The sequence below is a fragment of the Pseudoalteromonas sp. 2CM39R genome (genome assembly GCF_023161845.1).
Genome location: NZ_JALNTM010000008.1, coordinates 80,479 through 96,797 on the forward strand (window position 1 = coordinate 80,479; position 16,319 = coordinate 96,797).

General features: G+C 41.7%; 13 protein-coding genes and 1 pseudogene. 9 read left to right on the top strand and 5 right to left on the bottom strand.

Translation table 11 applies throughout. From position 1 onward, the window contains the following. The first annotated feature begins 283 nt into the window (after positions 1 to 283). The 8 genes and pseudogenes from MTF66_RS18405 to MTF66_RS18440 all read left to right on the top strand — a co-directional run bounded on the left by MTF66_RS18405 (position 284) and on the right by MTF66_RS18440 (position 8,508). Positions 284 to 1,240, top strand: a complete 957-nt coding sequence (locus tag MTF66_RS18405; RefSeq protein WP_055020720.1) for a MoxR family ATPase — start codon at positions 284 to 286, stop codon at positions 1,238 to 1,240. Between the two features lie 3 nt (positions 1,241 to 1,243). Then, positions 1,244 to 2,188 (top strand): DUF58 domain-containing protein, encoded by a 945-nt coding sequence (locus MTF66_RS18410; protein WP_248527804.1) that lies wholly within the window; start codon positions 1,244 to 1,246, stop codon positions 2,186 to 2,188. A 2-nt stretch (positions 2,189 to 2,190) separates the two neighbouring features. Next, positions 2,191 to 2,631: a DUF4381 domain-containing protein gene (locus tag MTF66_RS18415; RefSeq protein ID WP_235377537.1), complete on the top strand. Its 441-nt coding sequence runs from the start codon at positions 2,191 to 2,193 to the stop codon at positions 2,629 to 2,631. Continuing rightward, complete coding sequence (locus MTF66_RS18420) at positions 2,624 to 3,610, top strand: VWA domain-containing protein (RefSeq protein ID WP_248527806.1); 987 nt, start codon at positions 2,624 to 2,626, stop codon at positions 3,608 to 3,610. The genes MTF66_RS18415 and MTF66_RS18420 overlap by 8 nt, the downstream gene beginning before the upstream one ends. Position 3,611: 1 nt before the next feature. Beyond that, positions 3,612 to 5,489, top strand: coding sequence for a VWA domain-containing protein (locus MTF66_RS18425; RefSeq protein ID WP_248527808.1), 1,878 nt, complete (start codon positions 3,612 to 3,614; stop codon positions 5,487 to 5,489). After that, positions 5,483 to 7,132, top strand: coding sequence for a BatD family protein (locus MTF66_RS18430; protein WP_248527810.1), 1,650 nt, complete (start codon positions 5,483 to 5,485; stop codon positions 7,130 to 7,132). Before MTF66_RS18425 ends, MTF66_RS18430 begins: the two co-directional genes overlap by 7 nt. A gap of 78 nt (positions 7,133 to 7,210) precedes the next feature. Beyond that, positions 7,211 to 7,759: pseudogene (locus MTF66_RS18435) on the top strand (sigma-70 family RNA polymerase sigma factor); the annotation flags it as partial. Beyond that, positions 7,759 to 8,508: a DUF3379 family protein gene (locus MTF66_RS18440; protein ID WP_055197974.1), complete on the top strand. Its 750-nt coding sequence runs from the start codon at positions 7,759 to 7,761 to the stop codon at positions 8,506 to 8,508. The pseudogene MTF66_RS18435 and the gene MTF66_RS18440, both read left to right, overlap by 1 nt. 77 nt (positions 8,509 to 8,585) lie before the next feature. On the opposite strand, the gene MTF66_RS18445 is transcribed toward MTF66_RS18440, so the two are convergent. The 4 genes from MTF66_RS18445 to MTF66_RS18460 all read right to left on the bottom strand — a co-directional run bounded on the left by MTF66_RS18445 (position 8,586) and on the right by MTF66_RS18460 (position 12,530). After that, positions 8,586 to 9,776 (bottom strand): amino acid aminotransferase, encoded by a 1,191-nt coding sequence (locus tag MTF66_RS18445; RefSeq protein WP_054553227.1) that lies wholly within the window; start codon positions 9,774 to 9,776, stop codon positions 8,586 to 8,588. A 73-nt stretch (positions 9,777 to 9,849) separates the two neighbouring features. Next, positions 9,850 to 10,509, bottom strand: a complete 660-nt coding sequence (locus MTF66_RS18450) for a GAF domain-containing protein (RefSeq protein WP_058586367.1) — start codon at positions 10,507 to 10,509, stop codon at positions 9,850 to 9,852. A gap of 45 nt (positions 10,510 to 10,554) precedes the next feature. Next, positions 10,555 to 12,225 carry a fused response regulator/phosphatase gene (locus MTF66_RS18455; RefSeq protein WP_248527812.1) on the bottom strand — a complete coding sequence of 557 codons (1,671 nt, stop codon included), beginning with the start codon at positions 12,223 to 12,225 and terminating at the stop codon, positions 10,555 to 10,557. Then, complete coding sequence (locus MTF66_RS18460; RefSeq protein WP_054562148.1) at positions 12,225 to 12,530, bottom strand: STAS domain-containing protein; 306 nt, start codon at positions 12,528 to 12,530, stop codon at positions 12,225 to 12,227. The genes MTF66_RS18455 and MTF66_RS18460 overlap by 1 nt, the downstream gene beginning before the upstream one ends. Positions 12,531 to 12,663: 133 nt before the next feature. Here MTF66_RS18460 and MTF66_RS18465 point away from each other — a divergent pair, with 133 nt between their 5' ends. Continuing rightward, positions 12,664 to 12,993, top strand: a complete 330-nt coding sequence (locus MTF66_RS18465) for a translation initiation factor (RefSeq protein WP_058586369.1) — start codon at positions 12,664 to 12,666, stop codon at positions 12,991 to 12,993. A 26-nt stretch (positions 12,994 to 13,019) separates the two neighbouring features. Here the strand turns inward: MTF66_RS18465 and MTF66_RS18470 are convergent, their stop codons facing one another. Then, positions 13,020 to 16,019: an EAL domain-containing protein gene (locus tag MTF66_RS18470; protein WP_248527815.1), complete on the bottom strand. Its 3,000-nt coding sequence runs from the start codon at positions 16,017 to 16,019 to the stop codon at positions 13,020 to 13,022. Positions 16,020 to 16,319 lie beyond the last annotated feature (300 nt).

Consider the following 16,319-nt stretch of genomic DNA (forward strand, 5'->3'; position numbering starts at 1 on the left):
AACCCGTGTACGAATGCCAATAGTAAGTTTTCAACCATAGGCTTTTTTCGGCCTATTTACAAAAAAACACCGTATTTATATGGTAGGCTAAAAATCCTTAAAAAATAACGAACTATTTGAGGATTTTGTGTCTAACACTTGTGTTATAACTTTTGAATCCTTATAACTTGTTAATAGCGCCCCACCACGGTACCGCGCAAAGAATTTATCGGTACTGAATATAACGCATTGGCGCATAACAAAAACAATTTTTGACTCACGCTTTTAGGACAGTCTTTTTATTATGGCAGTTAACGCATTTTCACAATTAAAATCATACCTAGACACGCAAATTATCGGCCAACCACAATTAACTCAAGCACTGTTAATCGCAATTTTGGCAGATGGCCACTTATTAGTTGAAGGCCCTCCGGGTCTTGCGAAAACGCGTGCAGTCAATGCCTTAGCGAAAGGCGTTGAAGGCAGTTTCCAACGTGTGCAATTTACCCCAGACTTATTACCTGCAGATGTAACTGGTACCGATATTTATCGCCAGCAAACCAGTGAGTTCGTATTTGAAAAGGGCCCATTATTTCATAACCTAATTTTGGCAGATGAAATAAACCGTGCTCCTGCTAAAGTGCAATCAGCCCTACTAGAAGCCATGGCTGAACGCCAAGTAACGGTTGGTAAAAACACCTATCCACTGTCTGATCTATTTATGGTTATGGCAACCCAAAACCCGCTAGAACAAGAAGGCACTTACCCACTACCAGAAGCTCAGCTTGACCGCTTCTTATTGCATTTGAGCATTGATTACCCGGGTGCTGAACACGAATTAGATATCCTACGCCTAACCCGTGGCGAGGCTATTTCTGATATGCAGGCAACGACACAACAAATTAGTCAAAGTGAGCTATTTGCTGCCCGTAAAGCGATATTAGGTTTGTATTTAGCTGAGCCGCTTGAGAAATACCTAGTACAGTTAATTGTTGCCACTCGTGAAGCAGCTGAGCTTGATGAGCAACTTGGCCGCTGGATTGAATATGGCGCAAGCCCGCGTGCAACCATTGCCCTTGATAAGTGTGCCCGCGCGCATGCTTGGCTTGAAGGTCGTGACTTTGTTGCCCCAGATGATATTCAAGCAGTGCTGCATAATGTATTGCGCCACCGTATTATCTTAAGTTACGAAGCACAGGCCGATGGCATTAGTAAAGACGATGTGATCAGCCGTATTTTAGAATTGGTGGCAGTGCCATAAGCTATGTCGAGCCAATTTGATACAGCGGCGTGGTTAGCAGCGAGTCATAGTCAAGGCGTCAATTTATCAATCAAAGAATTGATGTATTACAAAGCCAAAGCTCGCTTGCTAGAACTTGCGCCCAAAGTAAAAATCAAAAACAGCTTATCTGGACAATACCTTGCACCTCACAAAGGGCGTGGTATGGAGTTTGCCGAGGTGCGTCATTATCAAGCCGGTGATGACATACGCTCTATCGATTGGCGTGTTACTGCACGGACTGGCGAAACCCACACTAAGTTGTTTCAAGAAGAAAAAGAACGCCCTGTTTTCGTCTTTACCGACTTTTCTAACTCGATGCTGTTTGGCTCAAAGTTACTGTTAAAGTCAGTGCAAGCAGCGCACATTAGCGCATTGGTTGCTTGGTCGGCGTGTCAACGAGGTGATCGTATTGGTGGTTTGGTGTTTAATCAGCAAGGTCATCACGAATTAAAACCGACCTCTCGAGAAAAAGCAGTGTTAAAGCTTTGTCACAACTTATGTGATATTCACAGCCAAGCCCTGACTAATATCGATAAAACAGCCACCAGCTTATTTAGCGAAAACCTTAAACGTCTTAATCATTTAGCAAAACCAGGAAGCTTGGTTTATATCGTTTCTGATTTTAGTGCCCTTGATGAAGCCAGCTTCAAACAACTTGAAATGCTGAGCAGGCACTGTGAATTGATTGGCTGCCATATTAGTGATCCGTTCGAGCATCAATTACCAGCTTTCAAACAAACGGTGACTGTGTCGGCAAATGGCCAAGAGCTTGCTTTACCACTAATGGATAAGCAATTTCGCGAGCGCTTTGCCAAGTCAGCCGAAGAGTCGTTTTCTAACAGATTAAAACGCTTACAAAAATCTGGGCTTAGTTTAATTTCATTCAGTGCAGCCACTCCTCTTGAGCTGCAATTAGTGAGAAAGTAACAATGCAAAAAAATCCGCTAGATGGCTTACATGATGTCATTGCACCGACCGAGGTTGCATGGTGGCCACTTGCTCCAATTTGGTGGCTGATCATTGCCTTAGTTGGTTCGTTATTAATTATCGGCTTAGTGCTTTTATATAAAAACCAGCAATTTAAAAAAGCCAAAAAACAAGCGATTAAGTTAAGTAAAACCCTTAGTGATGATGACGCGCAAGAGCTACACATTATTTTAAAACGCTTAACTCGCCATTATTACAGCAGCCAGCTTGCTTCTCAGCCTTTAGCAAAATGGTCTGAAAGTTTATCGAAACTGAGTGGCGATAACTTTAGTTACGACGAGTTGATGCCGCTTTATCAACAACAAAGTAATAATGCTGAACTTGCAGCTAAATTACGCAATGCTATTAGCAACTTTAAACTCAAGGAGCCAATTAATGTTTGAGTTTAGTTGGCCATGGTGTTTTGTGCTTTTACCTCTGCCTTGGTTATTAAGCCGCTTTATGCCGTTAAAGCAGCAAGGGCAGTTACGTTTACGTATTCCTGGCTTTGCTAAGCTGGGCTTAAATAATCAAGCAGTGCAGCAACATAGCCGAAAAGTCTCATTGCTCGAGTGGCTAGTATGGGTTCTATTGGTTGTCGCTATTGCAAACCCAACTTGGCTTGATGAACCTATCACGCTGCCTAATGAAGGCCGCGATATTATGCTGGCGGTGGATTTATCTGGCTCGATGACAGAGCAAGATATGGCCTACCAGAATCAATATGTTGATAGGCTTACCATGGTAAAAGCTGTACTAAGTGACTTTATTGAACAGCGTCAAGGTGACCGCCTTGGTCTTATCTTATTTGGTGATACCGCATTTTTACAAACGCCTCTTACTCGTGATGTTAAAACCGTAAGCCAAATGCTCAGCGAAGCGCAAATCGGCCTAGTAGGTAGAGCAACAGCCATTGGTGATGCATTAGGTTTATCTGTAAAGCGTTTTGCTAATAAAGATGAAAGTAACCGTATCGTTGTACTATTAACCGATGGTCAAAACACCGCCGGTAACCTTGATCCAGAAGATGCCCTACTGTTAGCCCGCGAAGAAGGCATTAAGGTATATACCATAGGTGTTGGCTCTGATAACCCTCGTGGTTTCAGCATATTTAATGTGGGTGGGATGAGTGGCGGTAACTTAGATGAAAGCCTTCTCAAGCGTATTGCCGAGCAAACCGGCGGCTTATACTTTAGAGCAAAAGATGTGGCTGGTTTACAGCAAATTTATCAAGAGCTCGATAAGCTTGAGCCAATTAGTAGCGATGAACAAACGTTCCGCCCACAAATTTCATTGTTTTATATTCCACTGCTTGTGGCGCTGGGCTTAATAAGCTTAACAATGCTCGTCAGTTTTATTCGCCAATTTAAGCAGGAGAGCTAGTATGGATTTTGAATTTATTCGCCCTGCCCTACTTTGGTTATTAATTCCCGCGCTGATTATTTTTAGTGTGCTGTTGGTACGCAACAAAAAAAGCGCCCCTGCTGATTTAATTGCGCCCCATTTGGCGCAGTTTGTAATGAGCGACAATCATAAAAAACAAAGCCAACCGCTTTGGCTAGTTGCTGTATTTACTCTGTTAGCCATCGTTTTTGCAGCAGGCCCAAGCTTTGAAAAGAAACAAGTTCCGGTGTTTCAAGCAAAGAATGCGCGGGTCATTGTGATGGATATGTCGTACTCCATGTTCAGTACCGACATCGCACCAAGCCGATTAGTGCAGGCTCGATTTAAAGCACTTGATATGATTGAGCTTTTCAAAGAAGGTGATACGGCACTAGTGGCTTATGCAGGCTCTGCATTTACTATTTCGCCGCTAACCAATGACGCTAGCACTTTGGCTAACCTTATCCCAAGCCTAAGCCCTGATATCATGCCGAGCAAAGGTTCAAATGTTATTGAAGGCCTAGAAAAAGCCGACGATTTACTTAAACAAGCTGGCTATTTAGATGGTGATATTATTTTAGTCACCGATGGAGTTGATAGCCTAGATCAAGAAGATATTAGCCGCTTTACCGCTCAGTCTAATTATCGTTTAAATGTCTACGGCGTTGGCACAGAGCAAGGTGCGCCGATTAAGCTACCTGAAGGAGGCTTTTTAAAAGACATACAAGGGCAGATTGTGATTCCAACGCTTAATGTCAGCCGCTTAAGTTCGCTTGCGCGCAACAGCGGTGGCAAATTTGCACTGTATCAAACCAGTAATCAAGATATTCAAACATTTGCCCCCACTGCCAATGCTGAAGTACTCAAAGATGAGAAACAAAGCCAAGCGTTATGGCGAGTTGATGCAGGTATTTACGGCCTGATTATTTTATTGCCGCTAGCGCTCTTTTTAATTCGCCGTAGTAGCCTAGTAGTTGGCTTTTTGTTTGTTATGCTATTACCTCAGCAACAGGTATACGCCGCTGAATTACCTGAGGTGTTTAAGAACCAAGACCAACGGGCTCTTGATGCCTATCAGCAGAATCAATTTGAACAAGCCGCCCAAGCACAAAACACGCAATTAAAAGGCGCAGCTCTTTATCAGCAAGGTAATTACCAAGCGGCCATGGATGCGTTTAGTGAAGATAAATCTGCAACGGGTTTGTACAACTACGGTAATGCCCTTGCTAAGGCCGGTGAGCTAGAACAAGCCATAGAAGCGTATAAGCAAGCCCAACAGCTTAAAAATGACTTCACTGAGGCAAAAGAAAACCAAGCCCTCGTAGAACAGTTATTGCAGCAGCAAGAGCAACAACAGCAGCAACAAGATCAACAGCAAAACAATGATCAACAAAACTCTGATGGCCAGCAAGATAACCAGCAAAAGCAACAGGGTGAAAATTCACAGCAAGGCGAAAACTCTGAGCAGAGTGAGCAGCAAGATGGCCAACAACCTTCAGAGCAAGGTGAGCAATCAGATCAAAAAGGTGAGCAAAGCGAGTCTAATAGTAACCAGCAAAACAAACCTGAAATGGAATCACAAGCAGACACGTCGTCACAATCTGGAGAACAACAGCCAGAGCAAGCTCCTGAGCAACAACAGGCCCAGCCACAGCCATCGCAAAGCGACGAACAAGCTAAACAGCAAGCAGAGCAACAGGCTATGCAGGCGCAAGCTGCTGAACTGACTAATGAAGAGAAAGAAAAAGCCCAGCAACTTAACCAGTTGCTGCGTAAAGTTCCCGATGATCCAGCGATCTTATTAAGAAATAAAATGCAATTAGAAGCACAAAAACGAAACTACCAACGTCGTCCACGAGGAGCCGAAAAATCATGGTAATGCGATTATTATGTTGTTTATTGCTAATCGCGGCTGCGCCGCTTTGGGCTGCCACCCAGTTACAGGCAAGTGTTGATAAAAACCCTGTCCTTGCCGGTGAGTTCTTTGTTTTAACCATCTCAGCAGACGACTCTATTAACAGCGAACAACCAGACACTTCGGTGCTATTAAAAGACTTTGTTGTTGGGCCAACCAGTGTCAGCTCGCGCACCAATATTATTAATGGTGAAATAAGTAAGCAGACTAACTGGTCTGTAAAGCTGATGACCCGCAAAGAAGGCACTTATACCATCCCTGCATTTACTGTAGCTGGTGTCAGTTCAAAACCGATTGAGCTAACAGTGGCTAAACGCAGCCAAACCTCAGAGCAAAATAAAGAAGCCTTTATTAAAACAAGCATCAAGCCAAGTAGCTTATACGTGCAAGAAGCCGGTGTTTATACGGTTAAATTGTATTTAGACAACAACAAAGAATTGCTTGATGGCAACTTAACTACGCCAGAAATGGAAAACGCTGAGCTAACCCCAATTAACAAGCAATCTGAAGACTATGAGTTAATTGATGGCAAACGCTATTTAGTGATCACCCGTGAGTACTTAGTGCAGCCACAAAAAAGTGGCGTAAATACTATTACGGCACCTGTGTTCAATGGCCGTATTCGTCAAAACTATCGCCAAATGGCTGTGTCAGCAATGGGCGAAGATGTTGATGTTGAAATCAAGCCAATTCCAGATAACTACACAGGTGCATGGCTACCAAGTGAACTGGTTAACCTTGATGAGCAATGGCAACCAAAAGACGACACCGTTGAAGTTGGCACGCCAATCACTCGAACTATCACCTTAACTGCATTAGGGGTTACTAAAGAGCAACTTCCTGATATCGATATGCCGCAGGTGCAAGGTTTTAGAAGTTACCCTGATGAAAAAGAGAGTAACCACCTGGTACGTGATGGCCGCGTTATTTCACAGCAAACTGCTTCTTATGCTTTATTACCGCAAACACCGGGCACTTACACATTGCCTGAAATAAAGCTGCCTTGGTTTAATACGAAAATCAATCGTATTAGCTATGCGACCATACCTGCACGCACACTAACGGTAGTACCAAGTACAAATCCACTCACACCAACAGCCCCTGCTATCGCAGAGCCGCAAACCGCAAGCTCTAATGAGCCCAGTGATACGCCAACTAATGTACAAACCGTTACGCAAGTTACGACCCCTGTGTGGCTTATTATCGTGGCAATTGTCGGCTATGGACTTTGGTTAATCACCTTAGTGCTTTACATTAAAAAGCGCCCTCAACAGTCGATAGCGGAGCCATTACCTACCAGTGGTTCATCAGTATCGTTAAATGAGCTTAAGCAGTTTGCAAAGCAAAACAATGGCTCAGGGTTTTATAACGCATTGAACCTTTATGCAAAACAGCAGACAGGTAAAAATGCTGCAGCAATCGAGTGTTTACTAGCATCACTGAAAAATACACAACTTAATGATGAAATTGCTAAATTACGCACTAAACTTTATAGTTCAGCAGATGAACAGGTTGATTTAAGTTTAATCGTCAGTTTGCTAAGCCAAGCGGCAAAGCAAACGAAATCGACAAGTAATGCTACTGAATTAAAAAACCTTTACGATTAACTATTAACCTAATAGGTTGAATATAAACGGCTAATCTTGAATTAGCCGTTTTTTTAAGAAAAAAATAATAATCTCAGAAAGTTTTTTTCTGATAGGCAGGTCTTAGTTACTATGACAGAAAAACAAAAGCGATATGAAGCGCTGGTTCATGTCTACCACAGTGAGCTTTTTCGCTTTGCGTATTGGTTGTGTCGTGATCAGAACATTGCTGAAGACTTAGTGCAGGAAACCTTCCTGAGGGCTTGGCGTGCCTTGGATTCACTGCAAGATCAACAAGCAGTCAAACCTTGGCTGTTAACTATTTTGCGCCGTGAGAACGCACGCCGCTTTGAACGTAAACAATTTGATTACGCCGATGTTGAAAACGACACTCTTGTAGATGAACAAAGTACAACCCTTGATGCTGAAATGGAACAAACAGTGATTCAACGACAAATAGGAAAGTTATCACAAGAGTATCGAGAGCCATTGCTATTACAAGTAGTAATGGGTTGCTCTGGCGATGAAATTGCCCAGATCCTCGATTTAAATAAAAATACTGTCATGACACGACTTTTCCGTGCCAGAAATCAGCTTAAAGAGGCTTTAAGCAGTGATGATGATCAACTTAGAGGAGCATCAAATTAATGGATGAACTCGAGTTTCGCCGCCGCATCCTCGCCGAGCCAAGCACTATTGATAAGGAACTTGAAGCGTTTGCCGAGCAGGACACAGACAAACAGGCGTTTATTGATGATGTGCGCGCTTTAGATGATGAACTAAGTAATGCGCTCAACATCCCCGTGCCTGAAAATTTAGCAAAGCGAATTATTGATAATACCTATGCCGCAGAAGAAGCGCCTTCAGAGCAGCCGCTAGACACCATTATTGAGGCTAAATCGCGCTTTGCCTTTAATCGCTTGTATTTAGCCGCTGCAGCGTCGTTTTTAGTAGCAATTAGTGTGTTCTTTGTAACTAACAAACAACATACGTTATACAGCGTGGGTGAGCATGCCTTTGCGCACCTATACCATGAGATAGGCTCGCTAGATAAACATGAAGCGATAGACCTTGCCTATGTGAACGAAAAGTTTGCCACCATTGGCGGACACTTAGATGAGCTACCAGGTAAAGTAACCTATTTAATGTTTTGTGATTTTCAAGGCAAAAAAGGTCTGCACTTGGTATTTGAGTCTGATTTTGGCCCGATGACGGTATTCATTGTGCCTTCTGACGAGCAACCATTTGGCACCGGCTCTGATGATTTCAATGATGAGCGTTTCGCTGGTCACATCAACCGTGGTGAGCGAGCGGATACTATCTTAATAGCGAGTATTGGCGCTCCACTTGATAGCTACAACAGTATGATCAATGACGCTATTCGCTGGCTGCATTAATACCTACTCTCAGTAACACATATTACAGGCATAAAAAAACCGCAGCTACTGCGGTTTTTTTATCGCTATAAAGCAGGTTACTTACAAACGTCTGCTACTGCATTTGCAAAGTAATCAATGTTTGCATCACTGATACCAGCAACGTTTACACGGCTAGAACCAACAATGTAGATTGAGTACTCTTTTTGTAAGCGCTCGATTTGCTCTTTATTAATACCTAGGAATGAGAACATACCATTTTGACGGTCAATAAATGAGAAGTCTTGCTCAATGCCTTTCGCTGCTAAGCTTTCTTTAATTAGAGTACGTAAACCATTAATACGATTACGCATTTCATCAAGCTCGTCATGCCACATTTGCGTCAGCTCAGTGCTACCTAAAATCGTGCTAACAATATCAGCACCATGGGCAGGCGGCATTGAATAGATGCTACGTACAACGCTTAATAATACAGAGTTTGAGATATCAGCAGTCGCTGCATCTTTAGCAATGATTGAACATGCACCGATACGCTCGCGGTATAGACCGAAGTTTTTCGAACATGAAGAACAGATGATTAGCTCATCTACCGCTGCTGCTAATTTACGAAGACCCGCTGCGTCTTCTTCAAGGCTTGAACCAAAACCTTGGTAAGCAATATCAACCAGTGGCGTGAAACCAACTTCAACAGCAAGATCTGCAACTGTGCTCCATTGCTCAGCATTTAAATCCATACCGCTTGGGTTGTGACAACATGCGTGGAATAACACAACATCACCTTTAGGCACTTGCTTAAGGGTATTAATCATGTCATCAAATAAAAGGTCTTTATTTTCGTAATCGTAGTAAGGGTATTCTTTTACTGTTAAGCCCGCCGCTTCAAATAAGCTGATGTGGTTTGCCCACGTTGGCGTAGTTACCCATACCGTCGCATCTTTGTTGCAACGCTTGATGAATTCAGCTGCAACACGTAATGCACCTGTACCACCTGGTGCTTGTGCAGTGCGAACACGGTTAGCTAAAAGTGCTGGATGCTCACCCAGTAATAAGTTTTCCATTTTTTGACAGTAATCTAGGTTACCTGCCAAGCCAATGTACGATTTACTGGTTTCGTTTTCTAAACGAAACGCTTCCGCTTTTTTAACCGCTTTTAATACAGGCGTATTGCCTTGCTCATCCTTATAAACACCTACACCCAAATCGATTTTCTTTGGGTTTGTATCTTGTTTAAAGGCCGCCATTAGGCCAAGAATAGGATCTGTTGGTAATGGTTTTAATTCTGAGAACATTGACTATCTCTTTTTATAGGGGTTAGCGTTGCCACTAGCTTAACATAAAAACCCAGCCTGATTACTAGTTAAATTAGACCAAGAGTTGAGGAATTTTAATACAACAAGCCACAAGTAATGCAAGGGTTTGCTGATCAAAGAAATCATTATTAAATGCTTCTGCATCTATAATACCTAAGCATTCATTTTTGTCTGATAATAATGGTAAACAAGTCTCAGCTTTCACCTTCGGGTCGCAAGTATAATACTCACCACCTTGTGCGAGGTAATCGGCTACGTTATTGATCACACGCCCTTGCTTAGAAAGTGCAACTTGAACATTGTTACTACCTTTAGCAAATGCTTCAGTTAGCGGGAATAATGGACGGCTCGGTGCACCATGATAAACCAGCTTTAATAACTGAGAACCTTCATTAGTCTCTGTCGCTTGATAAATACCAAACCAATCAACTTGAGTTTGGGCAACAACAAAATCGATAATTTGTTGAAGCTTAGCCAGTTTTTCAGTATTGGTAGCATCATCGGCAACATAATCATTTAATTTGAATGGTTCATCTTGTAAGTAGCCAAACAAGCTACACGCACCCCCCTCGCCTAGCTCAGGAATTTGATACTCCCAACGCACTGCTGGTAAAGCTGACTCTGCAAGATAATGTTCAAGGTTTGATAATTGCTCAGCAACCAAATTTTCTGGTAATTCAAGCTGAGCTGTCGATAAGTAGTTAGAAATCATTTAGCCATCCAAACATCTATAATGCCAGAATGATAACATGCGATTTTAGTGTGAGCTAGTACTGCTTGCTGTTAATTGATAATAAATTTCGACTTGGTTGCCTGCACTATTGAAGGTCACTTTTGAAGCTACTTCCCCAAGCAAGCACAAGCCTCTACCATGCTCTCTTGCAAGGCTTTGTTGACTTGCCTGTTCTTTACTAAAACCATTTCCTGAGTCGCAAACAGTAAAATATAAAGCAAGTTCTTCTGGACAATAACGAATATCAATAATGATTAAGGCATCGGTTAAATTTGCGAGGGCCTCTTCACGTTGTTGATAATAAATTAAAAAGCCATCTTCCTGATTTTTGACCTCTGAGTCGAGGCCTAACACCCCGTGGTCTAAGGCATTATTGTAGGCCTCTGAGAGTATCAAAAAGATATTAGCGCGATGTGCATTTAACCCTGCTACTTTGCTTATTACATCAACGACTTCCAGCACCGGATCGGTGCTTTTGATTTGCTTTGAATTTAGGCTCAATGAAAAGTTAAAAGGTAATGCGGATAGCGGCTCTGATTTTTGCTCAGGCTCGCGCATTGGTAAGCAATTTAATAATACGAGGCTCAAGTCGTCTTGTTGTTTATTACCACGGGCAAATTTATTGACTCGTTCAAGTACTTGCTCAGTAGAAATAGCAGGTTTTGAGGCTAGCACTTTTTTAAAGCGATGCTCACCAAAGTACTCGTCATGTGGACTAGTCGTTTCAATGATACCATCGGTTGCCATGACAATACGGCATGTGTCTTCTACTTCAATATGAATAAGTGCACGTTCGAATTCATCTTCTTCTAAAATACCCAGTGCCATGTGTTGAGATTCAAGGGTACGAATAACTTCACCGCTTTGGTTGATGATATAGGTATCGGGTAAGCCCCCCAGCCATGCCGAGATACTTTTTCCGGTACTGCTAAGCTCTATGATGGTTGCAGCACAAAACATGTGGCCTGGTAATAACTTACCTAATACTGAATTGATTTCTGCGGCAATATCACTCACCGACATGCCCTTACTCACCATGGTATAAAATACTCTTGAAGCAGGGAGAGCTCCGACTGCAGCGGCTAAACCATGACCAGTAAAATCACCAAGCATGCAATATAAGCTACCTAATGGGCTTTGTGCGACCAAAAACATATCGCCATTAAACATAGCCGCAGGCGATAAATGAAAATCTAAATGCTTAGGAAAAGATTGTTGGTTCTCAAGAGCATTATTAAAAATATGTTCGACAATTTCATGTTCGCGTTCGACTTGATTTTGATGATATTCAAGTTGTAGATTTTGCTCTCTTGCCTTTTGGCTTAAATTACGGATCCGGCTATGCGCTTTAATTTTCGCGTTAAGAATCACTTCTTGAAACGGCTTATGCAAAAAGTCATCACCACCAACCGATAAGCAACGCTCAAAGCTCGCTTCGTCTTCTAATGAGGTAATAAAAATAATCGGTAAGTAAACTTGGCTAAAGCGCTCTTTGATAATCGCTGCGGTTTCAAAGCCGTCCATCACAGGCATAATGACATCGAGTAACACAATATCAATGGTGTGTTCTTCGAGCAGATTTAAAGCAACAAGACCGTTCTCAGCAGTATAAACACGGTAGCCCTGCTGCTCTAACATCACGGTTAATAAGCGACGATTTAAGGCAAGATCGTCTACAACCAGAATATTAAGCATCAATCAATATCGAACTTTTTATCAAAACGTGAGATTTGCAGGATTTTTTTCAGTTGCGGTTGGCAGTTACTAATTTGAATTGTTTCAACTTTGCCTGTTAGGTTTTTTTTCATGTTCAGCAACATGCCTAACGCTGAGCTGTCCATGTAATCTGTTTCTCTAAGGTCTATAACCACTTTATCGATATTGTCGTTGAGATCGGCATACGCCTGACGAAAAGATTGCACCAAATTAAAATCAAATTTTCCTTTGATTTGTACAGTTAATATAGCGCCATCAGCAGAAGTGCTGCGCGTTAAACTCATAATAAACTCCTAATAAACAAATCTTTCCTGATACTTAACTAAATATAACCGCTTAAAACAAATAAGCCAAAAATTAAAACACTTAGGATGAAATTTGTTATCATTTAGCCAAGCTTCTATAACGAGATCTACCATGAGCGATAACAATCTAGTTTATTCAACTGCAACGGGTCGCATTGAGCAACCTAAAGAAAGTAAACCAAGCCAAGGTAAAGTTTTTAAAGACGGCTTTTTACGCATTGAACGTCAAACCAAAGGACGCAAAGGTAAGGGCGTGATGTTAGTTGTTGGTATCGACAGCGAGCAGCACGACTTAAAAAAATTAGCCAAAACCATTAAAAGTAAAATGGGCCAAGGTGGTGCAGTAAAAGACGGTATCATCGAAGTTCAAGGTGATGACAGAGATAAGCTAAAAGCGATTCTTGAAGGACTAAAGTTTAAAGTTAAAATTGCAGGGGGCTAATCACCCCCTTTTTTGCGTTCTGTATTTTATGAATTCAACGAGTTGAGCTGTTCATAAAGTGCAGGCAACTCATCTTCAGGGATAGGCTTACTATAGTAGTAACCTTGCACAATATAACAGTTGTTGTTTTGTAAAAACTCAATCTGCTCGATGGTTTCTACCCCTTCGGCAACAACATTAAGCTTCAGCTTTTGTGCCATAGCAATGATTGCAGCGGTAATTTCCATATCATTACTGTCTTGTGGAATATCTTTCACAAACGAGCGATCAACTTTCAAGATATCCACAGGGAAACGTTTTAGGTAACTCAGTGAAGAGTACCCAGTACCAAAGTCGTCGATTGAAATTGATACACCCAAAGCTTTTAGCTGATGTAGTTGTAAGATGGCTGCTTCAACATGCCCCATCAGCATACTTTCTGTTAGCTCAAGGTGTAAGCGTTTAGGCTCAACACCTGTTTGTTTGATGATCTTATCCAGTGTCGACACCAAGTTCGCATCTTTAAATTGACGTGCCGACAGGTTGATTGAAATATTATTCTTTAAATCTTGACTAGCTAAACGTGCCGCAAACTCACACGCTTCTTGCAAGATCCACGCACCTAGCTCAACTATTAAGCCGGTTGCTTCAGCAATAGGAATAAACTTAGTTGGTGGGATCATCCCTTCATTTGGGTGGAACCAACGAATAAGCGCTTCATAACCAACCACTTGGTTATTTCTACAATCAACTTGTGGCTGATAATAAACCCTAAACTGCCCTTCGCGAATACCTGTACGAAGCTCATTTTCAATGAATAAGCGCTCGTTTGCTGCAGCATTTAGCTCTTGGCTATAGAAGTGGAAAGTATTACGCCCTTTCGCTTTTGCTTCATACATCGCAAGATCAGCATGTTTAAGTAACTGATCTTCCTCTTGGCTATCAAACGGTGCCATTGTGATACCAATACTGGCACTGATGATCACTTCATTGTTACCTAATTTGATTGGCTCATTAAGTGTGCGCTGAATCGTATTCGCCACTTCCATGGCATGTGTTTGATGCTCAATACCGCTTAATAATACTGCGAATTCATCACCGCCTAAACGCGCTATTGTATCTTCGGTACGCAAACGCTTTTTCAAACGGTTAGCCACTTCAACTAATAACTGATCCCCTGCATCATGCCCTAGTGTATCGTTGATACGTTTAAATTCATCTAAGTCAAAATAGAATAAGGCAAATGCATAATGACCACGTTCAGCCAGTGCCATTGATTTACGCAGCTGCATTCTGAAGAAAGTACGGTTAGCAAGCCCCGTTAAGGTATCAAAGTAAGCCAATTGCTCCATCTTACGCTGGCTTTCTTTTACAAACGAAATATCTTGAGCTGATGCCACGTAACTGGTGATCTCACCACCATCTTCACGAATTGGTGAAATACTTAACGAAACCCAAACTGATTGGCGCTCATTCCCTTGTAATAAGGTATCCCCGCGCCAATAATTACGGCTTCGCAAATCGATATCAATATCATCGACTAAAATCGCCATTTCTTGTGAAATGATATTCAGCAGCGGCGAGCCAATAAAGTGACGCTCCTCAAAACCGGTCATTTCAACCATTTTCGGATTCACGTATTTGATCTCAAAGTCTTGATTGGTGATCACCACACCGGTACCAGAGAAAGCCACAGCTTTAGATAAACGATTCGCCGCTTTTTCCGCTATTTCTTTTTCACTAATGCGCTGGTTTAAGCCATCGATCAACTTACGAATTTCAATAGCCATGTCTCTAAACGAGCCATTTAGCGTGCCAATTTCATCTTTATTAGCCTTTGGAAACTCAGTTTGTAATTGCCCTTTGCCAAAACTAACTACCGCATTAACCAACGAATGAATGCGACGCAGTACTAGTTGATAAAGTGCTTGATGCAATAACAAGGCAACTAAAATAGCGTACAAGATAAACAAGCCAAAGAATTTTACTTTTAACTCTTCAAGCGCAGAAAGTGCCGACGAACGTTTTTTATAAATTCCAATATACCAATTTAGATTCTCGACTTTACGAATATTGATAATGTGAGTTTCGCCATCTTGTACGAATGAATTTGCCGACTCAGGTAGCTTTAAACGAATGGTTTCAGACACTAGTTTTTGCAGATCAGGGTTTACAAAATCTTCGGTGAGTAATTTTTTACCTTCACGACCATATTGCTCAAGCGTGGTTTTATCTAAATCAGGGTGAGCTAATAGCTGACCTTTAGCATCAAACACCAATAAATGTTGTTCACGGTCGCCAATAGGTAGTTGTGCCAATAAGGTTTCAAGCGCGATATCACTGCCCGTGACACCAAAAAAATCGTTATCAAGGTAGATTGGCACAAGCACACTCACCACCCACTTATGCCAAATAGTATCGTAATACACTTTTGACCACACCGCTTCTCGGCTTGGGTTAGTTGCAGCCTGAGCGTAATTGAAGGTTTCGCCTTTAGTAAAATCAAAGTCACCAGGTACATTGAGTGCCCAGTTTGGTGGCGCGATTCGAATAAAGTTATCTTTGGTGACAAGGTAAAAATTAAAGAAATCTTGAATTAAGGTCGGTGAAACGATTTTCCATAGCGATTCAGAATCGTTTATAAGCTGTTTATAAAATTCAGAATATTTATCTTGAGGGAGAAACGCAGCCGATAAGCCATCTTCTGAGGTACTACGGATACTGCCATCGAGGGCAAATTTGACTTCTGCGCTGCGTTTACTTTGTAAATGCGATTCGTTGTGAAGGAGTTGGCTGCTTACGACGTTATTCGCCTGCTCAGCAATATTGATTTTGGTTTTGATCAAGCGGTTAAATTGACGACTCAAGCGTTCACTAGAGTGCTTTAAAAGTTCGTGCTCTTCAAACACAAGCTGTTTTTCTTCAGATTTAAGCATTAAAGCCGCAGCACATATACCTGCAATCAAACAAATCGCAGAGATCAGCAGCGACAATTTCATACTTAATGAATTCACACCAAAACGTGATGGCGGTCGTCGATACACCACAGGACTACCTTATTAATAATTGTTATTATTTATTGTGCAAAAACAAATATACCAGATTCATTTTTATATTTATAAATTTTTTATAAATATAAATGAATTTTCTGAGTAAACACCGATGTTTTCTAAATTAGCTGCGATAGGCGGTTGACTTTACATACAAGTGTTTTTACATTAGTTCAATGAAACAAATTATCTCTCGCACTTATTTTTCGTTTTTTAGCTTCTTTAGATAGAGGAGGCTTAACTGTTTGCGAGATAAATTCACCGAATAGCTAAAGCCTCCCACTTGGGAGGCTTTTT

Coding starts and splice junctions, on each gene's coding strand:
- MTF66_RS18425 (WP_248527808.1), top strand. CDS start 3,612: ATGGATTTTGAATTTATTCGCCCTGCCCTACTTTGGTTATTAATTCCC.
- MTF66_RS18430 (WP_248527810.1), top strand. CDS start 5,483: ATGGTAATGCGATTATTATGTTGTTTATTGCTAATCGCGGCTGCGCCG.
- MTF66_RS18450 (WP_058586367.1), bottom strand. CDS start 10,509: ATGATTTCTAACTACTTATCGACAGCTCAGCTTGAATTACCAGAAAAT.
- MTF66_RS18405 (WP_055020720.1), top strand. CDS start 284: ATGGCAGTTAACGCATTTTCACAATTAAAATCATACCTAGACACGCAA.
- MTF66_RS18455 (WP_248527812.1), bottom strand. CDS start 12,225: ATGCTTAATATTCTGGTTGTAGACGATCTTGCCTTAAATCGTCGCTTA.
- MTF66_RS18465 (WP_058586369.1), top strand. CDS start 12,664: ATGAGCGATAACAATCTAGTTTATTCAACTGCAACGGGTCGCATTGAG.
- MTF66_RS18445 (WP_054553227.1), bottom strand. CDS start 9,776: ATGTTCTCAGAATTAAAACCATTACCAACAGATCCTATTCTTGGCCTA.
- MTF66_RS18440 (WP_055197974.1), top strand. CDS start 7,759: ATGGATGAACTCGAGTTTCGCCGCCGCATCCTCGCCGAGCCAAGCACT.
- MTF66_RS18460 (WP_054562148.1), bottom strand. CDS start 12,530: ATGAGTTTAACGCGCAGCACTTCTGCTGATGGCGCTATATTAACTGTA.
- MTF66_RS18415 (WP_235377537.1), top strand. CDS start 2,191: ATGCAAAAAAATCCGCTAGATGGCTTACATGATGTCATTGCACCGACC.
- MTF66_RS18410 (WP_248527804.1), top strand. CDS start 1,244: ATGTCGAGCCAATTTGATACAGCGGCGTGGTTAGCAGCGAGTCATAGT.
- MTF66_RS18420 (WP_248527806.1), top strand. CDS start 2,624: ATGTTTGAGTTTAGTTGGCCATGGTGTTTTGTGCTTTTACCTCTGCCT.